Raw genomic sequence first — 14,227 nt, forward strand, 5'->3', positions numbered from 1 at the left:
ATCCCAACTCCGACCTGCGCAAAGCCGCTTTGCCTCTCTGGAACCACTTCTACAACTGGCACCGACCTCATCACGGCATCGCTTGCAAAGTCCCTATGTCCCGTCTCTCAAATTCGCAGAACAACCTCTTGACTCTTCACAGCTAGGGTCGGTCAGTCCTGCAGCAGCCTGCCGGTTTCAGCGCGTCCGTTGTGGCTCATTGCATGATCAGGCACGGCACCGGGCACAGCGGCGGTTTCGCGGCGGTACTGCAGCGATCGCCTTCAGGCCTGCCTCGGCGATCGCATCAACAGGACGGCGCGCGCAAGCGGTAGTCGGCGCAGCGTGCGACGAATTCACGGGTGCTCTTGGGCATCGGCACCCGTGCCCGCGTGATGTCGCTCAGCAGTTCCGTGCCCTGACGGATCAGGCGCACACCCAGATCGAGATCGCGCCGTTCAGCGTCCGTACAGTCCGCATCGTCCGGCACGAAGGCGAGCAGCTCTTCCGCCGACACCGCGAAGCCGGCCCAGACATCGAAGATGCACTTGTCCGTGCGCAGGGTTTCCGTCTTGATCTTGGCCGCATCGGCGAAGCTCACGACAAGGTCGGAAAGTCCTTTGAAGCGTGGGCGATTGCCGAAGGTGTCGCACAGTTCGCCGGCGATCAGGTCGATATCGCGCATGGTGAGCGCGATCTTGATGTAACGGCTTTCGTAGAACGACTCGACCGGCACCGAAAATGCCTTGAATGGCTCGCCCCACATTTCGTCGATACCTTCTTCGCCGCTGCGGTGCCGCACCGAGCGACCGAGCTCCAGCGCTTCCTGAAGACAGTGGCCGCACTCGCGCATCAGGCCGTTGTCGCTGTCGATCTCGACACCCGCCGCCTGCAGTTCGACCAGTCTGGTGAATATGTCCGTCGCGCGGTTGAACAGCGCCCCCGCGAGCATGCCGCCCTTGACCCGCTTGAGCGCGGGATCCTGCTCGGCATCGTAGGCGGCGCGTGCCTCGTTCAGGCGGGAGCCCGGAATGTTGATGCCGTGCTCGACATGGTTGAACAGGCGCCGGGTCAACGCCTCAATCAGCTTCTTCTTCGCCGACAGCGAGTCAGCGGGCGGCTCGTAGATCTTGATCCAGTAGCCGTAGTAGTGCACCCGGTACTCGCCCGCCACCTTGCGCTTGCACCCGAGTGGGTAGATTTCTTCGGTATCGCGTTGCATCGCTCGGTCCACACGAAGGCAATGGTTTCATGCTAGGCCAAAAGTCGTATCTTGTGCAGTGCAACACCTGTCACGTCCGTACCAATTCACGCATTCTTGCGAACGCGTGAAAAGCGACCTTACGGCTGCCTCGCCGCGCATGACGCGAAAGCACGCGCATCTGCCCCTCTGCCGCGGCGCGCGAACTGGCCCGTTCGTGCCCAATGCCCTAAAATGGCGCGTCCGTCGAAAGAACCGTCATGGCACTGACCATGGAAGGCTTTCATCCTTGAGATCGAATGGGGTGAAAATGAGCAAGCCTTTCATTTCTCTGTGCCCGGAAATCACCCGGGCCAACGCGCTGAATCTGATGGACTGGCTGGAGGACGAGAACGTCATCCGCTATCTGAGCGATTCGCGTCACGTCTCCCGCCACATCGAACAGGTCGTCAGTCGGGTTCAGCTACCCGTCCTGACTCATCTGTTCAACCAGGGCGGCCGCTTCTTCATGGCCTGCGACCGGGATGACCGGCCGGTGGGCTTCGTCCGCCTGGTCAAGACCGGCGCGGACTGCGAGATCGTGCTGGTCATCGGAGACCGCGACAACTGGGGCCGCAAGCTGGGCGCCAGTGCGCTGCGCGAAGGCATGAAGCTCGCCTTCTTCGACATGCGGGCCCAAAAGCTCATCGCCAGGATTCACGCCGACAACACGCGCTCGCTGAACGCCTTCCTGCGCTGCGGCTTCGTGCTCGAAAGCGAGACACCGACGCTGAAGTCATTCGCCATGAACTGGGAGCGCTATCTGCAGCGCCTGCGCGAAGACACGGAGAGCGACCCCGCCGGCATCTACGTCACCGAAATCGACCAGGCCCGGCTGCGCAACCTGATCGCGCTGGAGGTCGACGCGGACGTGGTCGATCTCGAACACGAAATCGAACGCGCCATCGTGGTCGATTCGCGCCAGGTGGCGCGGGATGTCGTCACGATGAACTCGCGCGCCGTGCTGCATCTGGACGACGAGGAAATGGAAGTGGCCCTGGTCTATCCGGAGGACGCGGACGGCAGTGCCGGGAAGCTGTCGGTCTGCTCCAGCGTCGGCACCGCCATCCTCGGTTACCGGGAGGGCGATTGCATCGACTGGCGGACGCCGCACCGGACCCGGCGCATCCGGATCGAGCGTGTGCTTTACCAGCCGGAAGCGGCGGGCGATTTCCACCTGTAGTTTCGCCAAGGCGGGCCGCCGCCCAGGAACTCCAGTGGTGGCCTGCTGGCGCACGCCGCGCTTCCGCGCATCGGACTAACCGCGAAGAGCCGTTTCACTTCCCTGCGCCCGCTCTGCATCTCGCGGCGCCTCCAGATGCCCCGAAAACAGACTGGCCGCGATGATCATCGCACCTCCTATCCACTCCTTCACGCCCATCACCTCCCCCGCCAGCCACCACGACGAAATCGCGGCGACCACCAGTTCAAACAGGAAGAGCGCGATCGCGGCGTTGGCGCTGAGGAAGGTGATGCCGTACTGCACCACCAGATTGACCAGCAGCAGCACGCCGCCTATCAGCGCGAGCAGCAGCCAGGTGTCGGCGCCGATGGCGGCGAACTGCTGAAGCGGGGCTTCGCCGCGCAGCCAGGCGGCGACGGGTGCGACGGCGATGACGCCGAGGAAGACGGCCATCACCTTCTGTTCGATCTCGATGTGGGCCGTGCGGCGGATGAGCACGTTGGCCAGCGCGAAACAGACGCCGGCGCCCAGGCCCATCCACTCGGCGGAGCCCTGTGGCCAGGGCAGGCCCAGTTCCGGGCGCCACAGCATGACGAAGGCGCCGGCCAGCGACAGCGCGATCACGCCGGCACCCGCCCGGCTCAGCCGTTCGCCCAGCAGCAGGCGCGACAGCAGTACGGTCCATAGCGGCGACAGGTAGAACAGCAGCAGCACGCGCATCACGACGCCGTCCAGCGTACCCAGCACATAACCCAGATTGGTGCCGGCGGCCGCCAGCGCCAGCGCGACCAGCCAGAAGCTGGGCCGGGTACGGCGCAGCACCGGCCACAGCGGCACAAGGCCGAACAGGAAGGCAAGGCCGTAGGTGATGAAGGTGGCGGTGACGCCGCCCATGCCGGCGGCGTCGATGACGCGGTAGGGGTACCAGATGAGGCCCCAGATGACGGCGCCGGCGAGCAGCGCGATCGAGGGCAGCAGCCGTGAAGACGGCCGGCGGGAAGTGAGCATCGGGACGTATACTTATGCGTTTCCGGGCGCCGCGGTCGGCGTCACCGGCTTCAAGGACCGAAACTGCTGACTTTCATGTTGAACGACACCCTGCCCGTCACGCCCCATCTGTCGCTGCTCCAACCCTATCCCTTTGAAAGACTGAAGGAATTGACCGCCGGCGTGACCGGCCCGGCCGATCTGCCGCTGGTGCGCCTGTCGATCGGCGAGCCGCAGCATGCCACGCCGCAGCTGATCAAGGATGCGCTGACCGGCGCGCTCGACGGCCTCGCGGTGTATCCGACCACCGCAGGCATCGACGCGCTGCGCGAGTGTATCGCGGCCTGGCTGCAGCGCCGCTACGGTCTGCCTGCCGTGAATGCGGCGACCCAGGTGCTGCCGGTGAATGGCTCGCGCGAGGCGCTCTTTTCGTTCGCGCAGTGCGTGATCGATGCCAGCCGGCCCGACGCCAAGGTGCTCGCACCCAACCCGTTCTATCAGATCTACGAAGGCGCGGCCCTGCTCGCCGGCGCGCAGCTCGCCTTCTACAACCAGTTGCCGGACGATCGCTTCGCCTGCAATTTCGACCGCATCGCCGACGCCGACTGGAAGGGCGTGCAGCTTGTGTACGTGTGCTCGCCGGCCAACCCCTGCGGCAAGGTGATGACGCTGGAGGAATGGCGCACGCTGTTCGAACTGGCCGACCGCCACGGTTTCGTGATCGCCTCCGACGAGTGCTATTCGGAAATCTACTTCGACGAGGCGGCACCGCCGCTCGGCGGCCTGCAGGCCGCGCAGGCGCTCGGCCGCAGCGGTTTCGAGCGGCTGGTGGTGTTTTCCAGCCTGTCCAAGCGCTCCAACGTGCCGGGCCTGCGCTCCGGCTTCGTTGCCGGCGACGCCCGCCTGCTCAAGCGCTTCCTGCTCTACCGCACCTACCACGGCAGCGCGATGGGGCTGGCAGTGCAGCGTGCCAGCATCGCGGCCTGGCAGGACGAGGCGCACGTGCGCGACAACCGCGACCAGTACCGCGCCAAGTTCGACGCGGTGCAGCCGCTGATCGCCTCGGTCATGGATTCGCCGCTGCCGGACGCCAGCTTCTACCTGTGGGCGCGCACGCCGATCGATGACGCCGAATTCGCCCGCCGGCTGCTCGCCGAATATAATGTTGCGGTTTTGCCGGGCAGCTACCTTGCCCGCAACGCCCACGGCATCAACCCGGGGGCAGGCTTCGTCCGCATCGCGCTGGTGGCACCCGCCGGCGAGTGCATCGAGGCCGCTGAACGCATCGTGCAGTTCTGCCGCGCGCTCTGAGCCGCGGCGCCACTACCCTCCACACCATAAAACTTACGGGACACCCTCCATGCAGGCCGCACAGCAGATCATCGAAACCGCCTTCGAAAACCGCACCCAGTACTCGCCGACCAATGCGCCGGCCGAAGTGCGCGAAGCAATCGACTTCGTCCTTTCGCAGCTGGACAGCGGCGCACTGCGCGTCGCCGAGCGCATCGACGGCGAGTGGGTCACCCACCAGTGGATCAAGAAGGCGGTGCTGCTGTCCTTCCGCATGCAGGACAACGTCGTCATGGACGGCGCCGAAACGCGCTACTACGACAAGGTGCCGATGAAGTTCGCCGGCTACGACGAAGCGGCCTTCCGCGCCGGCGGTTTCCGCGTCGTGCCGCCGGCCACCGTGCGCCGCGGCGCTTTCATCGCGAAGAACGCGGTGCTGATGCCGTCCTACGTGAACATCGGCGCCTATGTCGGTGAAGGCACCATGGTCGACACCTGGGCCACCGTCGGTTCCTGCGCGCAGATTGGCAAGAATGTGCACCTGTCGGGCGGCGTCGGCATTGGCGGCGTGCTGGAGCCGGTGCAGGCCAACCCGACCATCATCGGCGACAACTGCTTCATCGGCGCCCGTTCGGAAGTGGTCGAAGGCGTCATCGTCGAGGACAACTGCGTCATCTCGATGGGCGTGTACATCGGCCAGAGCACCAAGATCTACGACCGCGCCACCGGCGAGGTGATGTACGGCCGCGTGCCCGAAGGTTCGGTCGTCGTGTCCGGCAACCTGCCGTCGGCCGACGGCAAGTACAGCCTGTACTGCGCGGTCATCGTGAAGCGGGTCGACGCGCAGACGCGCGCCAAGACCAGCATCAACGAACTGCTGCGCGCCTGAGCCCCTACTGATCCACTGAAGTCGCTGCCGTCGGAGGCCCGCCGTGATTCTCGACAAGCTGTTCCAGGTCATGGCGGACAAGAACGCCTCCGACATCTTCATTTCTGCCGGCGCGCCGATCGCGATCAAGATCCAGGGCACCACGGTGCCGATCAACCAGCGCGTGATGGATCCGGAAACGATCCAGCGCATGGCCTACGAAATGCTCAGCGACGAGCAGCAGCAGAAGTTCGAGAAGACGCGCGAACTGAACCTGTCCTTCGGCCGGCGCGACCTCGGCAACTTCCGCGTGAACATGTTCTGGCAGCGCGGCAGCATCGCCATGGTGGTGCGCTACATCCTCGGCGACATTCCGCCGCTCGACACGCTTGGCCTGCCGCCGGTGCTGACCGAGCTGATCATGGAAAAGCGCGGGCTCATCCTGGTCGTCGGTGCCACCGGTTCCGGCAAGTCGACGACGATGGCGGCGATGATCGACCATCGCAACGCCAACAAGTCGGGTCACATCCTGACGGTCGAGGATCCGATCGAGTACCTGTTCAAGCACAAGAAGTCCATCGTGAACCAGCGCGAGATCGGCATGGACACCGAGGGCTGGGCGCCGGCGCTGAAGAACGCGATGCGCCAGGCGCCCGACTGCATCCTGATCGGCGAAATCCGCGACGTCGAAACCATGCAGGCCGCCCTCGCCTACGCGCAGACCGGCCACCTCTGCCTGGCCACGCTGCACGCCAACAACGCCCACCACGCGCTGAACCGCATCGTCAATTTCTTCCCGCTGGACAGCCGTCCGCTGCTCTTCCTCGACCTGTCGGTCACGCTGAAGGGCATCATTTCGCAACGTCTGGTGCGCAAGCCGGATGGCCGGCGCATGCCGGCGGTCGAAGTGCTACTGAACACGCGCCACATTTCCGAGCTGGTCGAGCGCGGCGAAATCAACAGCGTCAAGGAAGCGATGGAGCGCAGCATGGCGCCCGGTTCGCAAACCTTCGAACAGGATCTGTTCCGCCTCTATCGCGAGGGCGAAATCACGCTCGACGAGGCGCTGTCGAATTCCGACTCGCCGACCAATCTGTCCTGGCTCATCAACAACTCGCAGTTCGGTGCGCCGGAAGCACCGAAGGCCGATGCGCCCAGCCTGGAAATGCGCGATCTCGAGTCGACCGAGCCGATTGGCGCATCGTTTGCCGAGTTCTCGCTCAACCTCGACGAAAGCGGCCGCTGACCGCATCGCCGACCACCTCCGGATTCCTCCCCTGTATGTCAGATGCAACCCTTGAGCTCACCCGGCAGCTCATTTCCACCCGTTCGGTCACGCCAGTCGACGGCGGCTGTCTCGAAACAATAGGCAACCGGCTGGCCGCAGCCGGATTCACACTCGAACGCATCGACGCCGGCGGCGTGTCCAACCTGTGGGCGCGTCGCGGCACCGCCGGCCCGCTGTTCTGCTTTGCCGGTCACACCGACGTGGTGCCCACCGGCCCGCTCGACCAGTGGAACAGCGACCCGTTCGAACCGGTCGTGCGCGATGGCATGCTGTACGGCCGCGGCGCGGCCGACATGAAGGCTTCGCTGGCTGCCTTCGTCACCTCGACCGAACGTTTCGTCGCGCGCTGCCCCGACCACGCCGGCTCGATCGCCTTCCTGCTCACCTCCGACGAGGAAGGCGATGCCATCGACGGCACCATCCGCGTCGTCGAGCGACTTGCCGCACGCGGCGAGAAGCTCGATTACTGCGTGGTCGGCGAGCCCACTTCGGTGACGAAGCTGGGCGACATGATCAAGAACGGCCGCCGCGGTTCGCTGTCCGGCAAGCTCACGGTCAAGGGGGTGCAGGGGCACATCGCCTACCCGCACCTGGCGAAGAACCCGATCCACATGTTCGGCCCTGCGCTGGCCGAACTCGCCGCCATCCGCTGGGACGAGGGCAACGAGTACTTCCCGCCGACCAGCTGGCAGATTTCGAACATCAAGGGCGGTACCGGCGCGACCAATGTCATTCCGGGGACGCTGGAGGTGCTGTTCAACTTCCGCTTCTCGACCGCCAGCACGCCCGAATCGCTGAAAGCGCGGCTGATTGACGTACTCGATCGGCACGGCGTCGACCACGACATCGTGTGGACGCTGGGCGGCAAGCCCTACCTGACGCCGCGCGGCACGCTGGTCGATGCGGCCGAAGCGGCCATCCGCGACGTGACCGGACTGACGACGGAACTGTCGACCACCGGCGGCACCTCGGACGGCCGCTTCATTGCCGACATCTGCACCCAGGTGGTCGAGATCGGCCCGAGCAACGCCACCATCCACAAACTGAATGAATGCGTGGCGGTGGCCGACATCGAGCCGCTGTCGCGCATCTACGAAAACCTGCTCGACCGGCTGCTCGGTCAAGGAAACACAGCATGAAACTCAAGACCAGCGACAAGGCACCCGCGAAGAAAACGGTGCCGCCGGAAGAACTCATGTCGGTGCGTGACTGGGTGCGCTATCTGGTCAGCCGCATGGGCGCGGCCGAGGTCGCCTTCGGCCAGGGCTTCGTCGACGCCTGGGACGAGGCCGTCTATCTGGTGCTGCACACGCTGCACCTGCCGCTCGATCGCCTCGAACCCTTCCTCGACGCCGCGCTGACGGTGGACGAATGCGAGCGCCTGATGCGCGTGACCGAACGCCGCTGCGAAGAGCGCGAACCGGCCGCCTACATCACCGGCGAAGCCTGGCTCGGCCCCTTCCGCTTCCGCGTCGATCCACGCGTCATCATTCCGCGTTCGCACATTTTCGAACTGATGCAGGACGGCTTCGCGCCGTGGCTCGACGACATGGGCGAACCTGAGCGCATCCTCGACCTGTGCACCGGTTCCGGCTGTCTGGCGATCGCCGCCGCGCACTTCTTCCAGGAGGCACGGGTCGATGCCGTCGACCTGTCGGCCGACGCGCTCAAGGTCGCCCAGCTCAACATCCACGACCACGCGCTGCGCGAGCGCATCGAAGTGCTGCACGGCGACCTGTTCGAACCGGTGGGTGAGCGACGCTACGACCTCATCATTTCTAATCCGCCCTACGTGACCGAAGCGGCCATGGCTGCGCTGCCCGACGAATTCCGTCGCGAGCCGGAAATGGCACTCGGCGCCGGCGCCGACGGCATGGATATCGTGCGCCGCATCGTCGCCGAAGCGGGCCGCCACCTGAACCCGGGTGGTCTGCTGCTGGTCGAGGTCGGCCGCAACCAGGCCGAAACCGAAGCCGCGCTGCCCAACCTGCCGCTGGTCTGGCTCGACACCGACTCGGCCACTGCTCCCGTATTCCTGCTGCGGGCAGAAGATCTGGAGCAATGAGCAGCAGCGAAACGCCTCCGGCCGACACCACACCGCATCGCCGTTCGCACCGCCTGTCCGCCACGAGCTGGCAGGCGATCGCGCTCGGCGTTTTCGTGCTGATGATTTCGCTCGGCCTGGCCAGCCTGTCGGCACGCGGCGATTTGCGTGCCGTTCACGCGGAACTTTCGCACACGCTGATGGCGCCGCTGCAGGCGCGGCAGACGCCCGAACTGCGCCGCATTCTGTCCGACGCGTACGACCGAGGTCTGCTGACCGAAGCCAGCCTGCGCGACGCAAAGGGTGAACTGCTGGTCGATCTGCCCGCCTCCGCCGCCGCCGACAGCGCGCTCACGCTGCGCGCGGAAGGCGGTCTGCGCGTGGACGGCGCGCTGGTCGGTACGCTGACGATAGGCGCCGCGCGCGACACCGGGCTGCCGGTGCTGCTGACCACGCTGCTGCCGGCCTGTGCGCTGGCGGTCTTCTGCGTGCTGGTCGCCTGGGGCGCGCGTACCGCCGAGCGACGGCGCGTCGCCCATGCCATCGGTCCGGTCGAGGCGGCGGCGACGGCGCTGGTGCGCGGCGAACCGGTGGGGCGTGTCGCCCTCCCGGCGGGGCATCCGCTCAGCAAACTTGCGCAGGTACTGGAGGCGGCCTGCTCGGCGCTCGAACAGCGCCGTCGCGACGCCGTCGCCGAGGCCGAGCGTCTCGCGCGGGTGGCCAGCGCGCACGACGAAGCGCAGTGGGAATGGAATCTGCAGACTGGTCAGATCTGGTACAGCGATCGCTTTCCCGACCTGCTCGGCTACGGCGGCGACGCTTCGTTCGCGCAGCAGTTCAACTGGGGCGCCGCCACCCACCCGGACGACGCCGGCACGGTCAGGCGCGCGCGCGAACGGCTTTTCGGGCGCGAAATGACGCACAGCGACGACCAGATCCGGCTGCGCGTGCGCGACGGCACCTATCGCTGGTTCCGGCTGCGCGCAAGCGCCCACCACGACGCCGTGGGCAAGCCGCTCTACGTCTCCGGCACGATAGAGGACGTGACACGCGATCGCATGACACTGGACGCGTTGCGCGAAAGCGAGGCGCGGCTGTTCCACGCGGTGCGGGGTTCCTTCGACGGCGCCTGGGACTGGGACATCGGCGCCGGCCGTTACTTCCTGTCGCCGCGACTGAGCGAAATCCTCGGCCTGCCTCAGTCCATGCAGCCGCAGACGCACGAACAGCTGCTCGAGCGCGTGCATCCGGACGACCTGTCGCGACTGCAGCACGCGATCGACGAGCACTTCCTGCGTCGTGAATCGTTCGATATCGAGTACCGCATGCGGCACGAGGACGGTCACTACCTGTGGGTGCGCGACCGCGGTCTGGCGACGCGCAACACGGTGGGCAAGGTGCTGCGTTTCTCCGGCTCGATCACCGACATCACCGAGCGCAAGCTGGCCGAACAGGCGGTGCGCACGCTGGTGACCGAGAAGCAGGCCCTGCTCGACGACGTGCCGGTGGCCATCGTCTATGTGCGCGACGACCGTATCGCCGACTGCAACCGGCGCTGTCAGGAAATATTCGGCCACGACCGCCGGGCGCTGATCGGGCAGACGATGGAACCCTTCTTCCGCGACGAGATGGAACTGTCGCGCCTGCTCGAAGGCGCTGCGCGCGTCAAGCCGCAGCCCTACGCACAGGAAACCACGCTGCAGCGGCGCGACGGCAGTCCGCTTCATGCCTACGTTTCGGTGCGCCAGCTGGCCAGCGACGCCGGTGAAGCGGGCGAGACCATCTGGATCTTCTCCGACGACACGGCCCGTCGCCGTGCGCTCGACACCGCGCGCCGCGAGGAGAATTTTTCGGCTGCGCTGGTGCGCAGCATGCCCGGCGCCTTCTTCCTGCTCGACGCACGCGGCGCGCTGCGTCGCTGGAACGAGAACCTGCAGGCGGTCACCGGCCACCGCGCCCTCGATCTGATCGGCAAACCGGCGCTCGATCTCTTCCCGCCGGAGTTCCACCCGCTGCTGCGGCGTCAGGCCCGGCGCGCCCTGACACACCGCGACGCCACCTTCGAGGCGGAGTTGCTGTCGGCCGGCGGCGAACACCTGGCGCACGCCTTCAGCCTCTACCGCATCGACCTCGACGGTCTGCCGCACCTGCTCGGTACCGGTCTGGACATCCGCGCGCAGAAGGACGCCGAACGCAGCGTGCTGGCGCTGAACCAGCAGCTGGAAACGCGCGTGCGCGAGCGCACGGCCGAACTGGTCACCGCGATGCGCGAACTTGAGAGCTTCAGTTACTCGGTATCGCACGATCTCGCGGCACCGTTGCGCGGCATCGACGGTTTTTCGCGGATGATCGAGGAGGATTACGCCGACCGGCTCGACGAACGCGGCCGCGACTACCTGCAGCGCATCCGCGCCGGCACGCAGCGCATGCACCGGCTGATCGACGACCTGCTCGGCCTCGCCCGCATCACGCGCAACGAAATGAACCGACAGGTGGTGGATCTCAGCGCGATGGCCTCGGAACTGGCCGCCGACCTGGCCCGGACCGAGCCCGAGCGCAGGGCAGAATTCCTCATCCAGCCGTCGATGCGCGTGTATGCTGACGCCAACCTCTTGCGCATCGCGATCGACAATCTGTTGCGCAATGCATGGAAGTTCACCAGCCGCCATGACGCCGCCCGCATCGAAATCGGCTGCTTGCAGCGTGGACGAGAGCTCGTGTATTTTGTGAAGGACGACGGTGCGGGCTTTGACATGCGTTACGCAACAAAGCTCTTCGGCCCCTTCCAGCGACTCCACTCGGTCGGTGAGTTTTCAGGCAGCGGCATCGGTCTGGCCATCGTCCACCGCATCGTGCAGCGGCACGGCGGGCGGATTTGGGCTGAAGCCGAGGTGGAACGCGGAGCAAGTTTCTTCTTCACGCTGGAACCCCCATCGCAGTGATGCGGGAGACCTGGACAGGCTGGTTTTATGGCAAGCGAACGCCCGATACTGCTGGTTGAAGACAATCCCGACGACGAGGCGCTGACGCTTCGAGCCTTTCACAAGAACCGCATCGCCAACGAAGTCGTCGTGGCCCGCGACGGCGTAGAAGCGCTCGACTATCTCTTCGGCACCGGCCACCACGCCGGCCGCGACCTGTCGGTCGCACCGGCAGTCATCCTGCTCGACCTGAAACTGCCGCGTGTAGACGGCCTGGAAGTGCTGCGCCGGGTGCGTGTTGCGCGCACCAATCTGCTGCCGGTCGTCATCCTGACCACCTCGCGCGAGCAGCAGGACATCTACGAGGCCTACCAGCTCGGCGCCAACAGCTACATCCGCAAGCCGGTGGATTTCGAGAAGTTCATCTACGCCGTCGGCCAGCTCGGTCTGTACTGGCTGGTGCTGAACGAGCCGGTCGATCCGCCCACGAACTGAGCGCGCGCCTGGGTTCAGTGGGAGGGGTGTTCTGACCCCGACGGCAACCTGTATCGAAGCCTGCGGACATCAGCGGCCCAGTCGCAGTCAGAAGACCGCTCCCACAGGGGCGGGGTGGCCGATTCACGACCGGAGCTGGCACCGGAATTCTGTGGGAGGGGTCTTCTGACCCCGACTGCGGCCTGTATCAAAGTCTGCGACCTGCCCCGCCGCCACGGCCAACGCTACTGCTGCAGTGGTCTGGCTGGGCGCGCAGACAGCGCGCCTCCTCAATTCCGCCGCGATCGCGCGATCTGTCTCGACAGCGCAATCAAGGGCAGCAGGCCGACGGCGACGATGGCCAGCGCCGCGGTCGATGCTTCCTGCAGACGTTCATCACTGGCCAGTGTGTAAGCCTGGGTGGCCAGCGTGTCGAAGTTGAACGGCCGCATCACCAGCGTCGCCGGCAACTCCTTCATCACATCGACGAATACCAGCAGCGAGGCGGTCAGCAGGCTGCCGCGCAGCATCGGCCAGTGCACGCGGCGCAGGGTCGCGCCGACACCGAGGCCGAGGCTGCGCGCCGCTTCGTCCATGCTGGGCGTGATGCGCGCCAGACCCGACTCGACCGATTGCAGCGACACCGTCAGGAAGCGCGCCAGATAGGCATACACCAGCGCAGCAATGCCGCCTGTCAGCAACAGCCCCGGGTTGCTGCCGGTCCACTGCTGCCACAGCCCGGACAGCAGGTGATCGAGACGGGTGACCGGAATCAGGATACCGACCGCGATCACCGCACCCGGCACTGCGTAGCCCAGACCGACGGCCGAGCGCGCCAGCGCCACCAGACGCGAGCGGCTGGTGCGGACCGCGTAGGCGAGCAACAGCGCGAGCGCCACCGCACAGACACTGGCGACAGCGGCCAGCGTGAAGCTGTTGATTGCCAGCCCGACGAAACGCTCGCCGAACTGCGCGTCACCCTCGGAAAACGCCCACTTCAACAGCACCGCTGCCGGCACGATGAAGCCGGCCGCCAGCGGCAGCACACAGGCGACGGTGACGCCCCAGCCGGCGGCGCGCGACAGCGCATGGCGGCGCGCACTGCCGCCGGCGCGACCGCTGTCATGGAAACGCGCACCACCGCGGCTCAGCCGTTCGGCCAGCAGCAACATGGCGACAAAACCAAGCAGCAGCGCGGCCAGCTGTGCCGCGGCGACACGGTCGCCGAGCGAGAACCAGGCGCGGTAGATGCCGGTGGTGAAAGTCTGCACGCCGAAATAGCTCACCGCACCGTAATCGGCCAGCGTCTCCATCAGCGCCAGCGACACGCCAGCAGCAATCGCCGGCCGTGCCAGCGGCAGCGTGACGCGGAAGAAGGCTTCCCAGGCGCCCTGCCCCAGCATGCGCGCCGCCTCGTTCAGCCCGGCAGCGCGTTCGATCAGCGATTGCCGCGTCAGCAGATATACGTAGGGATAGAGCACGGCGACGAACATGCAGGCGGCACCGCCGACGGTGCGCACGTCCGGAAACCAGTAGTCGCCGCGCTCCCAGCCGAAGGTGTCACGCAAGGCCGTCTGCACCGGGCCGACGAACTGCAGCAGGTCGGTGTAGGTATAGGCCATCACGTAGGCGGGTGTGGCCAGCGGCAGCACCATGGCCCATTCCAGCACGCGGCGGCCCGGGAATTCCCACATCACGGTGGCCCAGGCGGTCGACACACCGATCACCGCGGTACCCAGCCCGACCCAAAGACAGAGCCACAGCGTGCTGGCGACGTACTCAGGCAGCACGGTCGACGCCAGATGCGCCCAGGTGTCGCCGGTGCCGCCGCTGAAAAGGTTGAACAGCACCGACAGCACCGGTGCGGCCACCAGCAGCGCCAGCAGCAGTGCGATCAGCGACAGGGGATGGAGACGGCGGGCAGACAAGTGGGGCATGCCGGCTGTCCCGGCT

Annotated in this window: 11 protein-coding genes and 1 pseudogene; 9 read left to right on the forward strand and 3 right to left on the reverse strand. The window is 66.2% G+C overall.

The annotated features are described in order from the left end of the window. Nucleotides 1-146 (forward strand): annotated as a pseudogene (locus AC51BJ_RS02390) (IS481 family transposase); the annotation flags it as partial. Nucleotides 147-286: 140 nt separating this feature from the next. Here the strand turns inward: AC51BJ_RS02390 and AC51BJ_RS02395 are convergent. Beyond that, nucleotides 287-1,201 carry a hypothetical protein gene (locus tag AC51BJ_RS02395; RefSeq protein WP_496279215.1) on the reverse strand — a complete coding sequence of 305 codons (915 nt, stop codon included), beginning with the start codon at nt 1,199-1,201 and terminating at the stop codon, nt 287-289. A 289-nt stretch (nt 1,202-1,490) separates the two neighbouring features. Here AC51BJ_RS02395 and AC51BJ_RS02400 point away from each other — a divergent pair, with 289 nt between their 5' ends. Beyond that, on the forward strand, nt 1,491-2,402 hold the full coding sequence (locus tag AC51BJ_RS02400; protein WP_496279216.1) for a bifunctional GNAT family N-acetyltransferase/nucleoside diphosphate kinase regulator: 912 nt from the start codon (nt 1,491-1,493) through the stop codon (nt 2,400-2,402). Nucleotides 2,403-2,477: 75 nt separating this feature from the next. Here AC51BJ_RS02400 and AC51BJ_RS02405 read toward each other — a convergent pair whose 3' ends face one another. After that, nucleotides 2,478-3,410, reverse strand: coding sequence for a DMT family transporter (locus AC51BJ_RS02405; RefSeq protein WP_496279217.1), 933 nt, complete (start codon nt 3,408-3,410; stop codon nt 2,478-2,480). A gap of 75 nt (nt 3,411-3,485) precedes the next feature. Between AC51BJ_RS02405 and dapC the strand changes: the two genes are divergently transcribed. Genes dapC through AC51BJ_RS02440 form a run of 7 tightly spaced genes read left to right on the forward strand, consistent with a single transcriptional unit; the run spans nt 3,486 to nt 12,295 of the window. Next, a complete protein-coding gene (dapC, locus tag AC51BJ_RS02410; protein WP_496279218.1) occupies nt 3,486-4,700 on the forward strand; it encodes a succinyldiaminopimelate transaminase in 1,215 nt (404 codons plus the stop codon). Nucleotides 4,701-4,749: 49 nt separating this feature from the next. Beyond that, nucleotides 4,750-5,568, forward strand: coding sequence for a 2,3,4,5-tetrahydropyridine-2,6-dicarboxylate N-succinyltransferase (gene dapD / locus AC51BJ_RS02415; protein WP_019918184.1), 819 nt, complete (start codon nt 4,750-4,752; stop codon nt 5,566-5,568). Between the two features lie 43 nt (nt 5,569-5,611). Further along, nucleotides 5,612-6,793 carry a PilT/PilU family type 4a pilus ATPase gene (locus tag AC51BJ_RS02420; RefSeq protein ID WP_496279219.1) on the forward strand — a complete coding sequence of 394 codons (1,182 nt, stop codon included), beginning with the start codon at nt 5,612-5,614 and terminating at the stop codon, nt 6,791-6,793. Between the two features lie 35 nt (nt 6,794-6,828). Further along, nucleotides 6,829-7,974, forward strand: coding sequence for a succinyl-diaminopimelate desuccinylase (gene dapE / locus AC51BJ_RS02425; protein ID WP_496279220.1), 1,146 nt, complete (start codon nt 6,829-6,831; stop codon nt 7,972-7,974). After that, nucleotides 7,971-8,900 carry a 50S ribosomal protein L3 N(5)-glutamine methyltransferase gene (prmB, locus tag AC51BJ_RS02430; RefSeq protein ID WP_496279221.1) on the forward strand — a complete coding sequence of 310 codons (930 nt, stop codon included), beginning with the start codon at nt 7,971-7,973 and terminating at the stop codon, nt 8,898-8,900. Before dapE ends, prmB begins: the two co-directional genes overlap by 4 nt. Next, nucleotides 8,897-11,821, forward strand: a complete 2,925-nt coding sequence (locus AC51BJ_RS02435; protein ID WP_496279222.1) for a PAS domain-containing sensor histidine kinase — start codon at nt 8,897-8,899, stop codon at nt 11,819-11,821. Before prmB ends, AC51BJ_RS02435 begins: the two co-directional genes overlap by 4 nt. Nucleotides 11,822-11,848: 27 nt before the next feature. Next, a complete protein-coding gene (locus AC51BJ_RS02440; protein ID WP_496279223.1) occupies nt 11,849-12,295 on the forward strand; it encodes a response regulator in 447 nt (148 codons plus the stop codon). Nucleotides 12,296-12,564: 269 nt separating this feature from the next. On the opposite strand, the gene AC51BJ_RS02445 is transcribed toward AC51BJ_RS02440, so the two are convergent. Further along, nucleotides 12,565-14,211 carry an ABC transporter permease gene (locus AC51BJ_RS02445; protein WP_496279224.1) on the reverse strand — a complete coding sequence of 549 codons (1,647 nt, stop codon included), beginning with the start codon at nt 14,209-14,211 and terminating at the stop codon, nt 12,565-12,567. Nucleotides 14,212-14,227 lie beyond the last annotated feature (16 nt).

This window comes from Methyloversatilis sp. S146-33 (assembly GCF_059552495.1).

Coding starts and splice junctions, on each gene's coding strand:
- AC51BJ_RS02445 (WP_496279224.1), bottom strand. CDS start 14,211: ATGCCCCACTTGTCTGCCCGCCGTCTCCATCCCCTGTCGCTGATCGCA.
- AC51BJ_RS02395 (WP_496279215.1), bottom strand. CDS start 1,201: ATGCAACGCGATACCGAAGAAATCTACCCACTCGGGTGCAAGCGCAAG.
- AC51BJ_RS02440 (WP_496279223.1), top strand. CDS start 11,849: ATGGCAAGCGAACGCCCGATACTGCTGGTTGAAGACAATCCCGACGAC.
- dapD (WP_019918184.1), top strand. CDS start 4,750: ATGCAGGCCGCACAGCAGATCATCGAAACCGCCTTCGAAAACCGCACC.
- prmB (WP_496279221.1), top strand. CDS start 7,971: ATGAAACTCAAGACCAGCGACAAGGCACCCGCGAAGAAAACGGTGCCG.
- dapC (WP_496279218.1), top strand. CDS start 3,486: ATGTTGAACGACACCCTGCCCGTCACGCCCCATCTGTCGCTGCTCCAA.
- dapE (WP_496279220.1), top strand. CDS start 6,829: ATGTCAGATGCAACCCTTGAGCTCACCCGGCAGCTCATTTCCACCCGT.
- AC51BJ_RS02435 (WP_496279222.1), top strand. CDS start 8,897: ATGAGCAGCAGCGAAACGCCTCCGGCCGACACCACACCGCATCGCCGT.
- AC51BJ_RS02400 (WP_496279216.1), top strand. CDS start 1,491: ATGAGCAAGCCTTTCATTTCTCTGTGCCCGGAAATCACCCGGGCCAAC.
- AC51BJ_RS02405 (WP_496279217.1), bottom strand. CDS start 3,410: ATGCTCACTTCCCGCCGGCCGTCTTCACGGCTGCTGCCCTCGATCGCG.